Annotated in this window: 10 protein-coding genes and 2 pseudogenes; 8 read left to right on the plus strand and 4 right to left on the minus strand. The window is 67.4% G+C overall.

The genetic code is table 11. The features are described from left to right. The first annotated feature begins 1 nt into the window (after nt 1). The 5 genes from QP164_RS08595 to QP164_RS08615 all read left to right on the plus strand — a co-directional run bounded on the left by QP164_RS08595 (nt 2) and on the right by QP164_RS08615 (nt 6,326). A complete protein-coding gene (locus QP164_RS08595) occupies nt 2-2,233 on the plus strand; it encodes a xanthine dehydrogenase family protein molybdopterin-binding subunit (protein WP_333922871.1) in 2,232 nt (743 codons plus the stop codon). 150 nt (nt 2,234-2,383) lie between these two features. Beyond that, nucleotides 2,384-4,654 carry a xanthine dehydrogenase family protein molybdopterin-binding subunit gene (locus QP164_RS08600; protein ID WP_333922872.1) on the plus strand — a complete coding sequence of 757 codons (2,271 nt, stop codon included), beginning with the start codon at nt 2,384-2,386 and terminating at the stop codon, nt 4,652-4,654. Nucleotides 4,655-4,799: 145 nt separating this feature from the next. Then, nucleotides 4,800-5,723 (plus strand): XdhC family protein, encoded by a 924-nt coding sequence (locus tag QP164_RS08605; RefSeq protein ID WP_333922874.1) that lies wholly within the window; start codon nt 4,800-4,802, stop codon nt 5,721-5,723. Beyond that, nucleotides 5,710-6,159, plus strand: coding sequence for an NTP transferase domain-containing protein (locus QP164_RS08610; RefSeq protein ID WP_333922875.1), 450 nt, complete (start codon nt 5,710-5,712; stop codon nt 6,157-6,159). Before QP164_RS08605 ends, QP164_RS08610 begins: the two co-directional genes overlap by 14 nt. Before the next feature lie 32 nt (nt 6,160-6,191). After that, entirely contained in the window at nt 6,192-6,326 is a 135-nt protein-coding gene (locus tag QP164_RS08615; RefSeq protein ID WP_333922876.1) for a hypothetical protein, read from the plus strand. Here QP164_RS08615 and QP164_RS08620 read toward each other — a convergent pair. From QP164_RS08620 to QP164_RS08635, 4 genes and pseudogenes are all read right to left on the minus strand, one after another. Beyond that, nucleotides 6,301-7,508, minus strand: a pseudogene (locus tag QP164_RS08620) (ABC transporter permease). The gene QP164_RS08615 and the pseudogene QP164_RS08620 overlap by 26 nt on opposite strands. Nucleotides 7,509-7,669: 161 nt before the next feature. Beyond that, nucleotides 7,670-8,326, minus strand: coding sequence for an ABC transporter ATP-binding protein (locus QP164_RS08625; RefSeq protein ID WP_333924219.1), 657 nt, complete (start codon nt 8,324-8,326; stop codon nt 7,670-7,672). Between the two features lie 70 nt (nt 8,327-8,396). Continuing rightward, nucleotides 8,397-9,779 (minus strand): efflux RND transporter periplasmic adaptor subunit, encoded by a 1,383-nt coding sequence (locus tag QP164_RS08630; protein ID WP_332754303.1) that lies wholly within the window; start codon nt 9,777-9,779, stop codon nt 8,397-8,399. Then, nucleotides 9,779-11,254 carry an efflux transporter outer membrane subunit gene (locus QP164_RS08635; protein ID WP_333922877.1) on the minus strand — a complete coding sequence of 492 codons (1,476 nt, stop codon included), beginning with the start codon at nt 11,252-11,254 and terminating at the stop codon, nt 9,779-9,781. The genes QP164_RS08630 and QP164_RS08635 overlap by 1 nt, the downstream gene beginning before the upstream one ends. Nucleotides 11,255-11,493: 239 nt before the next feature. Between QP164_RS08635 and otsB the strand changes: the two genes are divergently transcribed. The 3 genes and pseudogenes from otsB (at nt 11,494) to QP164_RS08650 (ending at nt 15,494) form a co-directional block, all read left to right on the plus strand. Next, on the plus strand, nt 11,494-12,291 hold the full coding sequence (gene otsB, locus QP164_RS08640; RefSeq protein ID WP_333922878.1) for a trehalose-phosphatase: 798 nt from the start codon (nt 11,494-11,496) through the stop codon (nt 12,289-12,291). Between the two features lie 49 nt (nt 12,292-12,340). Continuing rightward, nucleotides 12,341-14,109: pseudogene (locus QP164_RS08645) on the plus strand (glycoside hydrolase family 15 protein). Then, nucleotides 14,106-15,494 (plus strand): alpha,alpha-trehalose-phosphate synthase (UDP-forming), encoded by a 1,389-nt coding sequence (locus QP164_RS08650; RefSeq protein ID WP_333922879.1) that lies wholly within the window; start codon nt 14,106-14,108, stop codon nt 15,492-15,494. Before QP164_RS08645 ends, QP164_RS08650 begins: the two are co-directional and overlap by 4 nt. The last annotated feature ends 75 nt before the right edge of the window (nt 15,495-15,569 follow it).

Below are 15,569 nucleotides of genomic sequence, written 5' to 3' on the forward strand. Positions count from 1 at the left end.
CATGTTTGGTCTTGGCACTACGAATAGCCTGACGATGGACAAGCCGCATCCGGACAGTCTTCTGGATACGGGCGTCCAGGGCGTCATCGGCAAGCCGCTCGACCGGGTCGACGGTCCTCTGAAGGTCACCGGCACTGCGACCTATGCCGCGGAATACCAGTTCGCCAAAATGGCGTATGGCGTACTGGTCGGCACGAAGATCTCCGCCGGCAAGGTCGTTTCGATCGACATCGATGCGGTCAAGGCGATCCCCGGCGTGATCGACGTCGTCACCGATTTCGACCAGTTCATCCGCGTCTCGGCGCAGGGCGGCGCGACTGACGCACCGACGCAGGGCGTGAAGGACATCGCGTTCTTCGGCCAGATCGTCGCGATCGTGCTCGCCGAGAGCTTCGAGGTCGCGCGCGATGCGGCGGCGCGGCTGCCGATCGAGTATGACGAGGCCGAGGGGCAGTACGACTTCGCCGCGCACCGCGACGAGACGCGGACGCCGCCGGACGACGCGACGCCCGCGCATTTCAAGCAGGGCGACGTTGACAAGGCGATGGCCGAGGCGGCTGTGACGATCGATTCGACCTATGTCACGCCGAGCCAGAACTCGGCGGCGATGGAGCCGCACGCCTCGACCGCGGTGTGGGAAGAGGACGGCTCGCTGTCGCTGTACGGCGCATACCAGATGCCGACGTCGGATGCGCAGCAGCTGGCGAAGTCGCTGGGGCTGTCCGAAAAGAAGGTGCGGATCATCGCGCGCTATATCGGCGGCGGGTTCGGGTCGAAGCTCGGCATCGCACCCGAGAGCGTCGCGGCGGCGATCGCGGCGAAGCAGCTTGGCCGTCCGGTCAAGGCGGTGATGTCGCGCCCGCAGGTGTTCGAGGCGACCGTGCGGCGGTCGAATACCGAGCAGCACGTGCGGCTTGCAGCCGACGCCGATGGCAAGTTGCTGGCAATCGGTCATGAGACGCTGACGTCGAACCAGTCGACCGAGGATTATTTCGAACCCGCGGGGATCGGCACGCACCTGCTGTACGGCGGTGAGAACCGGCTGATCACGCATGAGGTCGTCGATCTGAACTTCGTGCTGTCGGGCTCGATGCGCGCGCCGGGCGAGGCCGTCGGGATGCTCGCGCTCGAAGGCGCGATGGACGAGCTGGCCGAGAAGCTCGAGATGGATCCGATCGAGCTGCGCAAGCGCAACGATCCGAAGATCGATCCCGAGAAGGACGTGCCCTATTCGTCGCGCAATCTGACGCGCGCGCTCGACGAGGGTGCGAAGAAGTTCGGCTGGGACAAGCGCCAGAAGGCCGGGTCGCGGCGCGAGGGCGAGTGGCTGATCGGCATGGGTGTCGCCTCGGCGGTGCGCGGCAACATGATGATGGAATCGTCCGCCAAGGTCGAGATCCACCCGGATGGCTCGGCGACGGTGTCGTCGGCGATGACCGATATCGGCACGGGCAGCTACACGATCCTGGCGCAGATCGCGTCGGAGATCCTCGGGATTCCGGTCGAGAACATCACGATGTCGCTGGGTGATACCAACGATCCTCCGGCGGCAGGTTCGGGCGGGTCCTGGGGCGCGGCGTCTTCGGGGACGGCCGTGTACCTTGCGTGCGAGATGCTGCGCGGGAAGCTGGCGAAGGCGGCTGGCGTCGACGAGGACGGCCTGACGCTCAAGGACGGCAACGCGATCGGCGACAACCGCTCGACGCCGATCGGCGAGCTGGTTGGCAAGGGTCTCGAAGCTACCGGGCACATCAAGCCGGGCAAGCAGGAGAAGGAGACGTCGCAGGCCGGGTTCGGTGCGCATTTCGCCGAGGTCGCGGTCAACGTGATCACCGGCGAGACGCGGGTGCGGCGGATGCTCGGGTCGTTCGCGGCAGGGCGCGTGCTCAACGCGAAGACCGCGCGGTCGCAGTGCCTCGGCGGGATGACGTTCGGTATCGGCACCGCGCTGACCGAGGACCTTGTCCACGACACGCGGACCGGCAAGCTGGTGAACCACGATCTCGGCGAATACCACGTGCCGGCCAATGCGGACGTGCCGCAGATGGACGTCCACTTCGTCGACGAGCGCGACATCCATGCGAACCCGATCCACGCCAAGGGGATCGGCGAGCTGGGGATCTCGGGCGCTGGTGCGGCCGTGGCGAACGCGGTATACAATGCGACGGGGATCCGGGTGCGCGAGTTCCCGATTACGTTGGATAAACTGCTGGATCAGTTGCCGGCTGTCTGAGGGCGAGGCTGAGTAAAGCTCACCTCGTGTAACAGTTACCCCCCGGCGGAGGCCGGGGCCCAATTGGGAAGGCTTTGATAACGGGGGACCGTCCGCCGTTACTCTCGTTTCCCAATTGGGCCCCGGCCTTCGCCGGAGGGGGTTAGGAGGATGGGCCGTGACCTCGTCAAACGACCCCGCCCTACCCATATCCTTCGCTCCACCCGAGGACCGCAGAATGAACGAACACGTGATGGATGCGGCGTTTCGGCCGGGGGTCTCGACCGCGCGAAGCAGGGCGTTCTCGGGCTCGGGCTCGACCGGATCGAGGGGCCGGCTAAGGTCACCGGCGTGGCGGACTATGCGTATGAGGGCACGCCCGACGGTATCGCCTACGCCGCGATCGTCGGTACGCCGGTCGGTAGTGGGCGCATTCTCGGTATCGACGTGAGCGCTGCCGAGGCGTTGCCCGGCGTCATCGCCATCATCCACGACGACCCGCGCATGCCCGCCGGCGAGTCCAACTCGCGCGCGATGCCGCTGTTCGATACCGACGTCATCCTCCACCTCGGCCAGCCGGTCGCGATCGTCGTCGCGGAGGACCAGGCGATCGCGCGCGATGCCGCGGCGCTGGTCGTGGTCCGCACCGAGGCGGGCGAGGATCGGTTCGACGTCGAGGCGCAGCCGGTCGATACCGCGCCGAAGATCGGATTCCTGCCGCCCATCGACAACGGCGATCTCGACGCGGTGATGGCCGATGCGGCGGTGACGTTCGACCGGACCTACACGACGCCCGTGCATTTCCCCGCCGCGCTGGAGCCGCATGCCACCACCGCGTGGTGGGAGGGTGACAAGCTCACCGTGCGGTCGAGCAACCAGGTGATTGGTGGCGCGCGCAAGACGATCGCCAAGGCGCTCAAGATCGATGCGGACAAGGTGCGCGTGCTCGCGCCGTATGTCGGCGGCGGGTTCGGCGGGAAGACCGGTGTCGGTCCCGAGGCGATCCTCGCCGCGATCGCGGCGGAGATCGTCGGGCGGCCGGTGAAGGTTGCCCTGCCCCGCCGGCAGACCGCGTATATGGTGCATCACCGTTCGCACACGACGCAGCGGATCCGCATCGCGGCCGACGCAAACGGCGTGATCCTCGGCATGGGGCATGAGAGCGTTGTCGCGCAGAACGACGATGGCGAATTTCTCGAGCCGGTGCCGTTCGGGACGCTGCCGCTGTACCGGGGCGACGCGCGGCGGTTCAAGACCGACCTCGTGCGCGTCGATCTGCCCGCAAGTGGCGCGGTGCGTGCGCCGGGCGAGGCGGTGGGCACGTTCGGGGTCGAGTGCGCGATGGACGAACTGGCCGAGCAACTCGGGATCGATCCGATCGAACTGCGGCGGCGTAACGAGCCCGAGACCGATCCGGTGAGCGGCAAGCCGTTCTCCACGCGGCGGATGCTCGATTGCTATACGCAGGGCGCCGAGCGGTTCGGCTGGCCGGCGAAGGTGCCAGCGCCGGGATCGGTACGCGAGGGCGAATGGCTGGTCGGGATCGGCATGGCGGCGAGCCTGCGCGGCAACTTCACCGTCGAGGCACAGGCGCGCGTGCGGCTGGAGGCGGACGGCCGCGCGACGGTCGAGTGCGACATGACGGACATTGGTACTGGGACGTACACGATCCTCGCGCAGACTGCGGGCGAGATGCTCGGGCTGCCGGTCGCCGAGGTGAACGTGCGGCTGGGCGATACCGACTTCCCGCCGAGCGCGGGGTCGGGTGGGTCGTTCGGCGCTGGCAGCGCGTGTTCGGCGGTGGTGCTGGCATGCGAGGATATCCTCGGCGAACTGGCGCTCAGGATGAACGCCGCGCCCGAGGAGCTAAGCCTGCACGATGGCTGCGTCAGCGCTGGCGGGCGATCGGTGAAGCTCGTCGACCTAGTGCGCGGCGAACCGATCGTGGCGATGGGCAAGACCGGCCCGGGTGCCGAAAGCAAGCGCACCAGCCAGGCAAGCCACGGCGCGCACTTCGTCGAGGTCGCGGTCAACGCGGTGACCGGCGAGACGCGCGTAAAGCGGATGCTCGGCGTGTTCGATGTCGGCCGCGTGCTCAACCGCAAGACCGCGACCAGCCAGATCACCGGCGGGATGGCGTGGGGGATCGCCTATGCGTTGAGCGAAGAGGGCATCGTCGACACGCGGACCGGGGCGTTCGTGAACCCCGATTTCGGCGAATATCATGTCGCGGTGAATGCCGACATTCCGCAGCTGGAGGTGCATTTCATCGAGGAGATCGACGACTCCGCGAATTCGGTCGGGGCGAAGGGCGTTGGCGAGCTTGGGATTTCCGGCGCGGGGGCTGCGGTGGCGAATGCCATCTACAACGCGACGGGGGTGCGGGTTCGGGACTTTCCGGTGACGCTCGACAAGCTGCTCGAAGGGTTGCCGGCCGTGTGATCCTCCCCGGTACGGGGAGAGGGACAGCGCCTCTTGGCGTGGTGGGGGGCTCCCCCGAAAGCGTAACGTTTGCGGCTGGCCCCCTCCACCAGCTGCGCTGGTCCCCCTCCCCGCGTGCGGGGAGGATTAGAGAAGAGAACGAGACATGGCCGAAAACGATAGCGTGCTCGCTGCTGCGAAGACCTGGAAGGGCGAGAAGATGGCGATCGCCACGGTCGTCTCGACCTGGGGATCCGCGCCGCGGCCCAAGGGGAGCCATATGCTCGTCCATGCCGATGGGCGGTTCGAGGGATCGGTGTCGGGCGGGTGCGTCGAGAGCGATATCCTCGCCACCGCCGCCGAGGTGATCGCCGGGGCGCCGTTCCAGGTGCGCAACTACGGCGTGGCGGATGCGGCGGCGTGGGAAGTCGGGCTGCCGTGCGGCGGCGAGATCGCGGTGATGGTGCAGCCGGTGTCCGCCGAGGGGTTCGATCCCGAGCTGTTCGACCGGATCGCCGACGCGCGCGACCAGGGCGATGCGCTGACGGTGACCACCGATCTCGCGACCGGGCACAGCGATGCGCGGCCGCTGGAGACGGGCGAGGTGTTCGTCAACCGCTACGATCCGCCGCGCCGGCTGCTGATCGTCGGCGCGGTGCAGATCGCGCAGTCCTTGGCGGGCCTCGCGCGTGAGCTCGGGATCGAGACGGTGGTGATCGATCCGCGCGCGCGCTTCCTGACCGAGGAGCGATTTCCAGGCGTGACGCTCGACGATCGCTGGCCGGACGAAGCGATCGCCGCACTCCGCCCCGGCCCGTCGACCGCGGTCGTGACGCTCAGCCATGACATCAAGATCGATGATCCTGCGCTGATCGCGGCGCTGGCGTCCGATGCCGCGTATGTCGGTGCGCTCGGCAGCCGCAAGAGCCATGCGGCGCGGCGCGAGCGGCTTGCCTCGGAAGGCGTTACGCCCGAGAACATCGACCGGATCGATGCGCCGGTCGGGCTCGACATCGGCGCGATCGGACCGTCGGAAATCGCGCTGTCGGTGGCCGCGGCGATGATAGGAGCGTTCAATGATCGCCGCTGAAAACGTCTTCCTCATCCTCCTCGCGGCCGGGCGCTCGGAGCGGTTCGGCATCCCCAACAAGCTGGAGGTGCCGTTCCTCAACAAGCCGCTCGGGATGCATGTCGTCACCGCGTTCGAGAACATTCCATTCAAGCGCCGGCTGGTGGTGACCGACGGCTGCAAGCTCGACTTCATCAGCCATCATTTCGAGGTGGTGCATAACGACGATCCGTCGTCGGGGATGTCGCAATCTGTGAAGCTCGGCGTGCAGTGCGCGAAGGACGAGGGCGCGGAGGCAGTGCTGATCGCGCTCGCCGACATGCCGCGCGTGACCGCGGCGCATATCTACCGGATGCTCGATGCCGCAGACAGCGCGGACGCGGTGGTCGCGTCGAGCGATGGCGAGAAGCCGAGCCCCCTGCCCTGTTCGGGCGCGAGCGGTTCGATTTCCTGCTGACGCTGGACGGCGATGCGGGTGCGCGCGACCTGGTGAAGGCGGGGCGGCACGTCGTGACCGCGCCCGCCGAGCTGATCGATATCGACACGCCCGAGGATCTCGACCGGCTGCAGGCGCTGGTCCGCGATCCCAAGGCGGCGATCACTCGTGCCTTAACGCGTCGATAGGGTTCATCGCGGCCGCGCGGCGGGCCGGGAAATAGCCGAAGACGACGCCGATCACCGCGGAGATCGCGAAGGCGAAGATGTTGATCTCGGGCACGAACAGCCACTGAACCTTGATCAGCGGCGCGATGATCGCGATCGCGGCCTGTGCGACGATCAGCCCGATGACGCCGCCGAGGCACGACAGCGCGATCGCCTCGACGAGAAACTGCAACAGCACTTCGCGCGCGACTGCGCCGATGGCCAAACGTATGCCGATCTCGCGCGTGCGCTCGGTCACCGACACCAGCATGATGTTCATGATGCCGATCCCGCCGACCACCAGGCTGATCCCGGCGACCGCGGCGACGATGCCGGTCAGCAGGGTCGTGGTGCCGGTGAGCGTGTCCGAAATCTGCTTGGTATCGAAGATGTTGAAGTCGTCGGGCTTGTCGCCGGTGATGGTGCGGCGTTCGCGGAGCAGGTCGGTGATCCCGGCTTGCACGGTGCTGGTCGAGAAACGCTCGTCGACGCCGACCAGCATCAGGCGGATATCGCGGTTGCCGGTGAAGCGCCGCTGGACCGCCTTGATCGGCATGACCACGGTGTCGTCCTGATCGCCGCCGAACCCGGCCTGGCCGCGGGTGGTCAGCACGCCGATCACATCGCAGCTGATCGACCCGATACGGAACCGGTGGCCGACCGGGTCGCCGCCGGGGAACAGGTTTTTCGAGACGGTATTGCCGATGATGCAGACCGCGGCACCGGCGCTTTCCTCGACCGGCGTCCAGCGGCGGCCCGAGGCGAGCGGCCACGGCTGGACCTGGAAGATGGCGTCGGTGGTGCCGTTGATCGTGGTCGACCAGTTGGCGCCTTCGTAGATCGCGGTGGCGGTGGCGCTGGCTTGCGGCGCGACCGCGGTGACGCCGGCGATCTGGTTGGCGATCGCGGCGACGTCCTCGGGCTTGAAGTCGGGCGGACGCGGTCCCCGCCGCCACGACCGAAGCCCTGGCCGGGGCGGACCTGGAGGATGTTGGTGCCGAGCGCGGAGATCGACTGCTGCACCGCGGCGGTGGTCGCCTTGCCAAGCGTGACCATCGTCACGACTGCACCGACGCCGATGACGATGCCGAGGATGGTGAGGAACGACCGCAGGAGGTGGCGGCGGATCGAGCGGAGCGCGAGGACGAGGGTTGTGCCGAACATTACCGGGCAGCTCCGTTGTCGAGAGCGCAGTCTTGCTGCTCCCCTTCCGCTTGCGGGAGGGGTCGGGGAGCGGCTGACCAAACAGGCCGGACGCCAGTACGTACGTCGTGCCCTCCCTGACCCCTCCCGCAAGCGGGAAGGGAATGCGTTTTGGGCGCCGCTCACGATTCCACGCTTTCGCCTTGGCGGTGCTGGCTTTCGATGCGTTCTACCAGGCCGTCCTTGAAGTGGACCACCGTCCTGGCGAAGGCGGCCATGTCGGGTTCGTGCGTGACCATCAGGACCGTGATGTTCTTTTCCGCGTTCAGCCGTGTGAGGAGTTGCATGATCTCGACCGAACGTTCGCTGTCGAGATTGCCGGTGGGCTCGTCGGCGAGCAGCACGTCGGGGCTGGTCACCAGCGCACGCGCGATCGCGACGCGCTGTTGCTGGCCGCCGGAGAGTTCGGCGGGGGTGTGATCCCACCAGTCGGCGAGACCGACCGTGTCGAGGCTCGCCATCGCCGCGTCCCGGCGCGCGCGCTTTTCGTCGCCGCGGTAGAGCAGCGGCAGTTCGACATTCTCCAGCGCGGAGGTGCGCGAGAGGAGGTTGAAGCCCTGGAACACGAAGCCGAGAAATTTCCGCCGGAGCAGCGCGCGCTGGTCGCGGTCGAGCGTCTCGACGTGGTGACCGCGGAACAGGAAGGTGCCGTCGCTCGGCACGTCGAGGCAGCCGAGGATGTTCATTGTCGTCGACTTGCCCGACCCCGACGGCCCCATCACCGCGACGAAATCGCCGGCCGCGATGTCGAGGTCGACGCCCTTGAGCGCCTGGAACATCGTCGCGCCCTGCCCGAACGTCTTGGTGACGCCGCGCAGGGAGATGAGCGGTTCGGCGGTGAGCGGCGCGTTACTGGCCACCGCCCCCACCCTTGCTCGCGCCGCCTGAGCGACGTGCGCCGCCACTGCGCTTGGCGTCGTCGCCGCCGCTCGCCAACTGCCCGGTGATGACCTGCGCGCCGGGCTGGAGATTGCCCGACAGGACTTCGGTCATCGTGCCGTTGGTGTCGCCGGTGGTGATCTGCACCGGCTGCGGCGTGCCGTCCGCGCCCTTGACGTAGATCGTCTGCTGCGCGCCGCGAGCGACCGTCGCGGTGCGCTCCGCACCGCCGCCACGACGCGGACGGAAGGTCAGCGAGCCGGCGATGCCGCCGCCCGCATCGCCGGACGCCGCGGTCGGCTTGAAGCGCAACGCGGCGTTGGGGACGAGCAGGACGTTGCGCTTGTCCGACGTGACGATGTCCGCGGTCGCGGTCATGCCGGGGCGCAGCGTCAGCGACTGATTACCCACCGTCAGGTCGGCTGCGTACGAAACGACCTGCCCGGTGGTCGAGGTCGCGGTGGTCGAAGTCGACGAGGTGGCCGAGCTGACCGTCAGGTTCGAGCCGAGATCGACGCGGCTGATCGTCGCGGGGAAGGTCTGGCCGGGGAACGCATCGACCGTGAAGCTCGCCTTCTGACCGATCTTGACCTCGCCGACGTCGGCTTCGTCGATCGCGACCTCGAGCTTCATCTTGGTGAGGTCTTCGGCGATCACGAACAGCGTCGGCGTGTTGAACGACGACGCGACGGTCTGGCCTGGATCGATCTGGCGCGCGAGCACCACCCCCGTCACCGGCGAACGGATGATCGCACGGGCGCGCTGCGTCTGGTTCTGCGCGAGGAGCGCGCGGCTGGCGACGACGTTGGCTTCGGCGACCTTCTGTGCCGCGACCGCACGCGCGTAGTCGGCGCGGCCGGTCTGGAGCTCGGTCTTCGACGGCACGCGGCCACCCGACAGGCGCGAGACCTCTTCGAGGCGGTTCAGCTGTGCGCGCGATTCGGCGACGGTGGCCTGAGCCTGCGCGACCTGCGCCTGGTTCGCCGCGAGCTGGGCGCTGGTCTGGCGGATCTGGTCGTCGAGCTGTTCGGGATCGATCAGCGCGAGCGGCTGGCCCGCGGTGACGCGGTCGTTGACGTCGACGACGACCTTGGTGACGAGGCCTGACAGCTGCGAGCCGACCGTGACCTGCGTGGTCGGGGCGAGCTTGCCGGTTGCCGAGACGCTGACGGTCAGGTTGCCGCGCTGGGCGGCCTGCGTCGAATATTGCGTCTGCTCCTTCGCGCCGAAGCACTTGGCGAGCAGCAGGCATAGCAGGACCACGCCGACCGCGATCACGACCCACTTTACGTAGCGTTTCCAGGGGGCCTGCGGCTTTACGCCGAGGAAGTCGTCGATCGATGCGTCGGCCATCAGCGTGCCTCTGGATTGGATATGGGCGCTTGCGGGATCACGGTGGAGTCCCAGCCGCCGCCGAGTGCGGCATAGAGTGCGATCAACGCGGTCGCGGCATCGGCGCGCGCCTGCGTGGCGCCGTTGCGCGCGGACAGGAGCGCGGTTTCCTGCTGGTTGAGCGTGGTGAAATCGGTGAGGCCGGTGCGGTATTGGCTGCGGCTGAGGATCGCGGAATTGTTCGAGGCGTCGAGCGCGATCGCGAACTGGCGCTCGCGTTCCTGCGCGGTCTGCAGCGCGACGACGGCGTTCTCGACATCTTCGAGCGCGGTGAGGACGGTGGACTTGTAGAGCGCGAGCGCGCCGTCGGCGGCGGCTTCGCTGGTGCGGACCTGGCTCCGCAGACGGCCGCCGTTGAAGATCGCCTGGGTCAGCCCGGCAAAGAGGCTGCCGGTGATCGCGTCGCCGATATTGCCGATCGACGTCGCGTTGGTGTTCAAATTGCCGGTGATCGCGAGCGCGGGATAAAGCTGCGCCTTGGCGACGCCGATCCGCGCGGTGGCGGCGGCGAGCGCGCGTTCGGCGGAGCGGATGTCGGGGCGCTGGCGGAGCGTGTCGGCGGGGATGCCGACGCCGACTGCGGCGGGGCCGGTCGGGATTGCCTTCGGGGGCGCCATCATAGTGCGGAGCGCGCCGGGGGCTTGGCCGGTCAGCACGCCGATCCGCGCGACGGCGGCGGCATATTGCTGGTCGAGGCTGGGGATCGTCGCGGCGGTCTGCGCGCGCTGGGCGCGGGCCTGCTCGGCGTCGACGCTGGAGACGAGCCCCGCCTGGACGCGGAAGCCGGCGATTTCGAGGTTGTCGTCCTGGATCGCGAGCGAGGCGCGGGCGTTGGCGAGCTGCTGCTGGTACGAGCGCGCGAGGACGTAGTTGCGCGCGACCTCGCTTTCGACGGAAATAAGCACGGTGGCGTAGTCGTAGCCGGACGCGGCATAGTCGGCGCGGCTGGCCTCGACGGTGCGACGGATCTCGCCGAAGACGCCGACCTGATAGCTGGCGCTGGCGCCGAGCGTGAAGCTGTTGGCGCCGCCGCCGCCGGTGTCGACGACGGTGCCGTCGGGCAGCGTGAACGACCGCCCGCCGCCGCGGACGTTCTCGTTGCGCTGATAGCCGGCCGAGCCGTTGACCGTCGGGAGCAGCGACGCGCGGTTCTGGAGCAGGCTTTCGCGGGCCTGGCGGAGGCGGGCGACGGACTGTGCGATGTCGAGATTGGCGGCGGCGGCCTGCTGGACCAGCTGGCCGAGGACGGGGTCATCGAACTTCTGCCACCACCGGGTGAGGTCTTCGGGCTTGGTTTCGGGGGTGACCGAATAGGCGTCCGGGACGCCGAGTTCTGCCGCCGCCTTGGGGTGGTAGTCCGGGCCGACGGTGCAGCCGGCGAGCAGGACGCTCGCGGACAGGACGGGTGCGAAGAGGAAGGCGCTGACGCGGGACATTCGTGGAGGAATGGCCGCCGTCCCTGCCCTAGTCCAGCGGTTTTGTGTCGCGAGGTGTCGCAGGCGGGGTGGATGCTCTCGGGCAAGAGAGCTTGTTTCCCCGTGAAGGCGGAGATCCAGACTGGCCTCCTGCCTTCGCGGGGGGACAAGAGGGCGTCACGGATTTCGTAGAGGCCACCCAAACAATCGAACCGCCTCCGTTCCAATTTTGCAGTGCAGCGGAACGTAGCGGCACCTCCATGGGTTGGACGATCATGCTAGCCGAACGCCAGCCCGCGACTGATGTCCTCGCGCCGCCGCCTGTCGTGCTCGATCCGCCACCTTTGGCCCTCGACAATGTCAGCCTCTTCTTCGATTTCGACGGGACGCTCGTCGATCTCGCCGCGACCCCGGATGCCGTCCTGGTCGACCAGTCTCTGCTCGATAGGCTCGATATGCTCGCCGAACGCTTCCCCGGTCGCGTCGCGATCATCAGCGGGCGGTCGATCACCCAGCTCGATGCGATGCTCGGGCGGCACGCGCAACTGTTCGCTGTCGCTGGCAGCCACGGCGCCGAACGTCGCACCCCCGAAGATGGTCACGTCGCTGCCGAACGCCCCGCCTCACTGGAAGCCGCCGCGGACGCGTTACGCGCATTCGCCGACGCCAACGGCCTCGTCTACGAAGCCAAGAGCCTCGGCGCTGGCCTGCACTATCGGATGGCACCGGACTTCGAACCCGACGCCGTCCGCCTCGCTGAAGACCTCGCCGCCGCCCACGGGCTCACGCTCCAGCGCGGCAAGATGATGGTCGAGCTGCGGACCCCCGGCGACAAGGGTTCGGCCTTGCGCGCATTGATCGCTGCGCCGACAATGGCAGGGAGCATACCGTATTTCTTCGGCGACGACGTCACCGACGAAGACGGGTTCGAGGCCGCGCGCGCCCTTGGTGGTGCGGGCATCCTCATCGGCGAGCCGCGTGCGACCGCAGCCGCCTACCGCCTGAACGACGTTGCCGCGCTCCGTGACTGGGTCGCCGCCATATTGGAAACACGATGACCGCAGCTACCCCGCCCTTGCCCAACCCGCTCTTACCCAAACCGCCGACATGAACCTGTGGCCGATCGGCAATTGCCAGGTCTCTGCGCTGATCGACAAGACCGGCACGTTCGTCTGGGGCTGCGTGCCCCGCGTCGACGGCGACCCGGCGTTCTGCGCGCTGCTCGGCGGCGATGCGCCCAAGACCGGGTTCTGGGCGATCGAACTGGAGGGCGGTGCGAAAACCACGCAGGCCTATATTCGCAACACGCCGATCCTGGTCACCCGTCACGAGGACGAGGCCGGCAACGCGGTCGAGGTGATCGATTTCTGCCCGCGCTTCGTGCGTGAGGGGCGGACCTATCGCCCGACCAGCTTCGTGCGGATCGTCAAGCCGGTGGCCGGCTCGCCGCGCATTCGCGTTCGGATGCGGGTCGCGACGAACTGGGGAAGCCGACCGAGCACACGCAGGGCTCGAACCACATCCGTTTCCTGATGGACGATCAGACGCTGCGGCTGACCACCGATGCGCCGGTCGGGCATATCGTCGGCGAGAACTGGTTCCGGCTCGAGCGGCAGATGCACCTGTTCCTCGGCCCCGACGAGAGCTTCGCGGGCGTGCTGCACGAGGCGGCCGAAGCGATGCTGTCGCGGACCAAGGACGAGTGGCGCCACTGGGTGCGCGGGCTCGCGACGCCGGTCGAATGGCAGGATGTCGTCATCCGCGCGGCGATCACGCTGAAACTGTGCCAGCACGAGGAGACCGGCGCGATCGTCGCCGCGCTCACCACCTCGATCCCCGAGCATGAGGGGTCGGAGCGCAACTGGGACTATCGCTACTGCTGGATCCGCGACGCCTATTATACCGTGCAGGCGCTGAACCGGCTGGGTGCGCTCGACGTGCTCGAAGGGTATCTCGAATATCTCCGTAACATCGTCGATGCGTCGAAGGGTGGCCATGTCCAGCCGCTCTACGGCGTCGGTGGCGAGGCGACGCTGATCGAGCGGATCGAAAGCGACCTGCCCGGCTATCGCGGGATGGGTCCGGTCCGCGTCGGCAACCAGGCGTACGAGCAGATCCAGCATGATGCGTACGGCCAGATCATCCTGTCCGACGTCCAGGCGTTCTTCGACAAGCGCCTGTTCCGGATGTCGAGCGAGGAGGACTTCAAGAGCCTCGAGCTGGTCGGCGACCGTGCTTGGGAGACCTACGACAAGCCCGACGCGGGGCTGTGGGAGCTGCGCACCAAGGCGCACGTCCACACCTATTCGGCGGCGATGTGCTGGGCGGCGTGCGATCGGCTGGCCAATGCGGCGGAGGTGCTCGGGCTCGAGGATCGCCGGACGTTCTGGGAGGAGCGTGCCAACACCATTCGCACGACGATCGAGCAGTCGGCGTGGCGCGAGGATACGCAGCGTATCTCGGCGACGTTCGGTGGCGACGATCTCGACGCGAGCTTGATCCAGCTGCTCGACCTGCGCTTCTTCGCGCCCGACGATCCGCGGTTCCAGTCGACGCTGAAGGCAGTAGAGGAAGGTCTGCGGCGTGGTAGCCACATGCTGCGCTATGCGACGGAAGACGATTTCGGCCTGCCGCACACCGCGTTCAACGTCTGCACCTTCTGGCTGATCGAGGCGCTTCACGCGACCGGCCGGACTGCGGACGCACGCGCGCTGTTCGACGAGATGGTCGCACGGCGTACGCCGGCCGGGTTGCTGTCCGAGGATATCGATCCGAATACCGGCGAGCTGTGGGGCAATTATCCGCAAACCTATTCGCTGGTGGGGCTGATCAACTGCGCGGTCCTGCTCAGCAAACCGTGGAGTGCCGTCCGATGAGCCGCCTCGTCGTCATCTCGAACCGCGTCCAGTCGGTCGATGCGCCCTCGGGCAATCAGGGCGGCCTAGCCGTCGCGCTGCTCGCCGCCCTCCGCGAAAAGGGCGGCGTGTGGTTCGGCTGGTCGGGATCGACCACCGAGACCTTCACCGGGCACATCAATTTCCAGCAGGGCAAGGGCGTCACGACCGCGACGATCGACCTCGAAGAGCAGGATTTCGACGAATATTACAACGGCTATGCGAACCGGACCTTGTGGCCGCTGTTCCATTACCGGATCGACCTGACCGAGTTCGAGCGGGACTTCTCCAGCGGCTATGCTCGCGTCAACAAGCGGTTCGCGGAGACGGTGCTGCCGTTGATCGAGCCCGAGGATCTGGTGTGGGTCCACGACTATCATCACGTCCCGCTCGGGCAGGAACTGCGCAAGCTCGGCGTCGAGAACAAGATCGGGTTCTTCCTCCACATTCCGTGGCCGCCGATGGCGATGCTCCTGTCGCTGCCGAGTCACCGCGCGCTGGTCGAATCGATGTTCGCGTACGACGTGATCGGCTTCCAGACGCAGGACTGGCTCGACAGCTTCCTGCATTACGTCACGAGCCAACTCAACGGCGTGGTCGGCGAGGATGGCTGGGTGACGGTCGGGGATCGCACGATCAAGGCGATCACGACGCCGATCGGGATCGAGACCGCAGACTTCGAAAAGTCGGCGAACAGCGACGCGGCACGGCATGCCAAGGAGCGGATGTATATGTCCGCGACAGGGCGCAGCTTGATCGTCGGGGTGGACCGGCTCGATTATTCGAAGGGGCTCGCTGAGCGGTTTGCTGGGTACGAGCGGTTCCTCGGGTCGCATCCGGATCGGCGTGGGCTGGTCTATATGCTCCAGATCGCGCCGCCTTCGCGTGAGAAGGTCGACACGTACCAGGAGATCCGCGCAAACCTCGATTCGATGTCGGGGCGGATCAACGGCGAATATTCGGACATCGACTGGACGCCGATCCGCTACGTCAACCAAGGCTTTCCGCGCGACGTGCTGGCCGGGATCTACCGCGCGGCGCGTGTCGGGCTGGTGACTCCGTTGCGCGATGGGATGAACCTGGTCGCGAAGGAATATGTCGCGGCGCAGGATCCCGAGGATCCGGGCGTGCTGGTGCTGTCGCACTTCGCGGGTGCGGCGACGCAGTTGAAGGACGCGGTGCTGGTCAATCCGTACAGCCCTGAGGAAATGTCGGACGCTATCGACCGCGCGCTGAAGATGCCGCTGGCCGAGCGCAAGGCGCGGTGGGAGAAGCTGATCGACAACGTCCGCAAGGAGGACGTGATGTGGTGGTGCGAGCTGTTTATTACGGCGCTTGAGGCTGTGCCGGAGCACGTCGGGGCTTAGGACCGTTCCCACACCCACTCCGTCATCCTGACGAAAGTCAGGACCCAGGGTCACGAGCGCTATCGTTTTTGGCTC

This window comes from Sphingomonas sp. LR59 (assembly GCF_036855945.1).
Classification (GTDB): Bacteria; Pseudomonadota; Alphaproteobacteria; order Sphingomonadales; family Sphingomonadaceae; genus Sphingomonas.

Bases quoted from the DNA above. Each gene is read 5' to 3' on its own strand.
- QP164_RS08595 (WP_333922871.1), top strand. From the start codon at position 2: ATGTTTGGTCTTGGCACTACGAATAGCCTGACGATGGACAAGCCGCAT.
- otsB (WP_333922878.1), top strand. From the start codon at position 11,494: ATGGGTTGGACGATCATGCTAGCCGAACGCCAGCCCGCGACTGATGTC.
- QP164_RS08605 (WP_333922874.1), top strand. From the start codon at position 4,800: ATGGCCGAAAACGATAGCGTGCTCGCTGCTGCGAAGACCTGGAAGGGC.
- QP164_RS08635 (WP_333922877.1), bottom strand. From the start codon at position 11,254: ATGTCCCGCGTCAGCGCCTTCCTCTTCGCACCCGTCCTGTCCGCGAGC.
- QP164_RS08610 (WP_333922875.1), top strand. From the start codon at position 5,710: ATGATCGCCGCTGAAAACGTCTTCCTCATCCTCCTCGCGGCCGGGCGC.
- QP164_RS08625 (WP_333924219.1), bottom strand. From the start codon at position 8,326: ATGTTCCAGGCGCTCAAGGGCGTCGACCTCGACATCGCGGCCGGCGAT.
- QP164_RS08630 (WP_332754303.1), bottom strand. From the start codon at position 9,779: ATGGCCGACGCATCGATCGACGACTTCCTCGGCGTAAAGCCGCAGGCC.
- QP164_RS08650 (WP_333922879.1), top strand. From the start codon at position 14,106: ATGAGCCGCCTCGTCGTCATCTCGAACCGCGTCCAGTCGGTCGATGCG.
- QP164_RS08600 (WP_333922872.1), top strand. From the start codon at position 2,384: ATGGGCCGTGACCTCGTCAAACGACCCCGCCCTACCCATATCCTTCGC.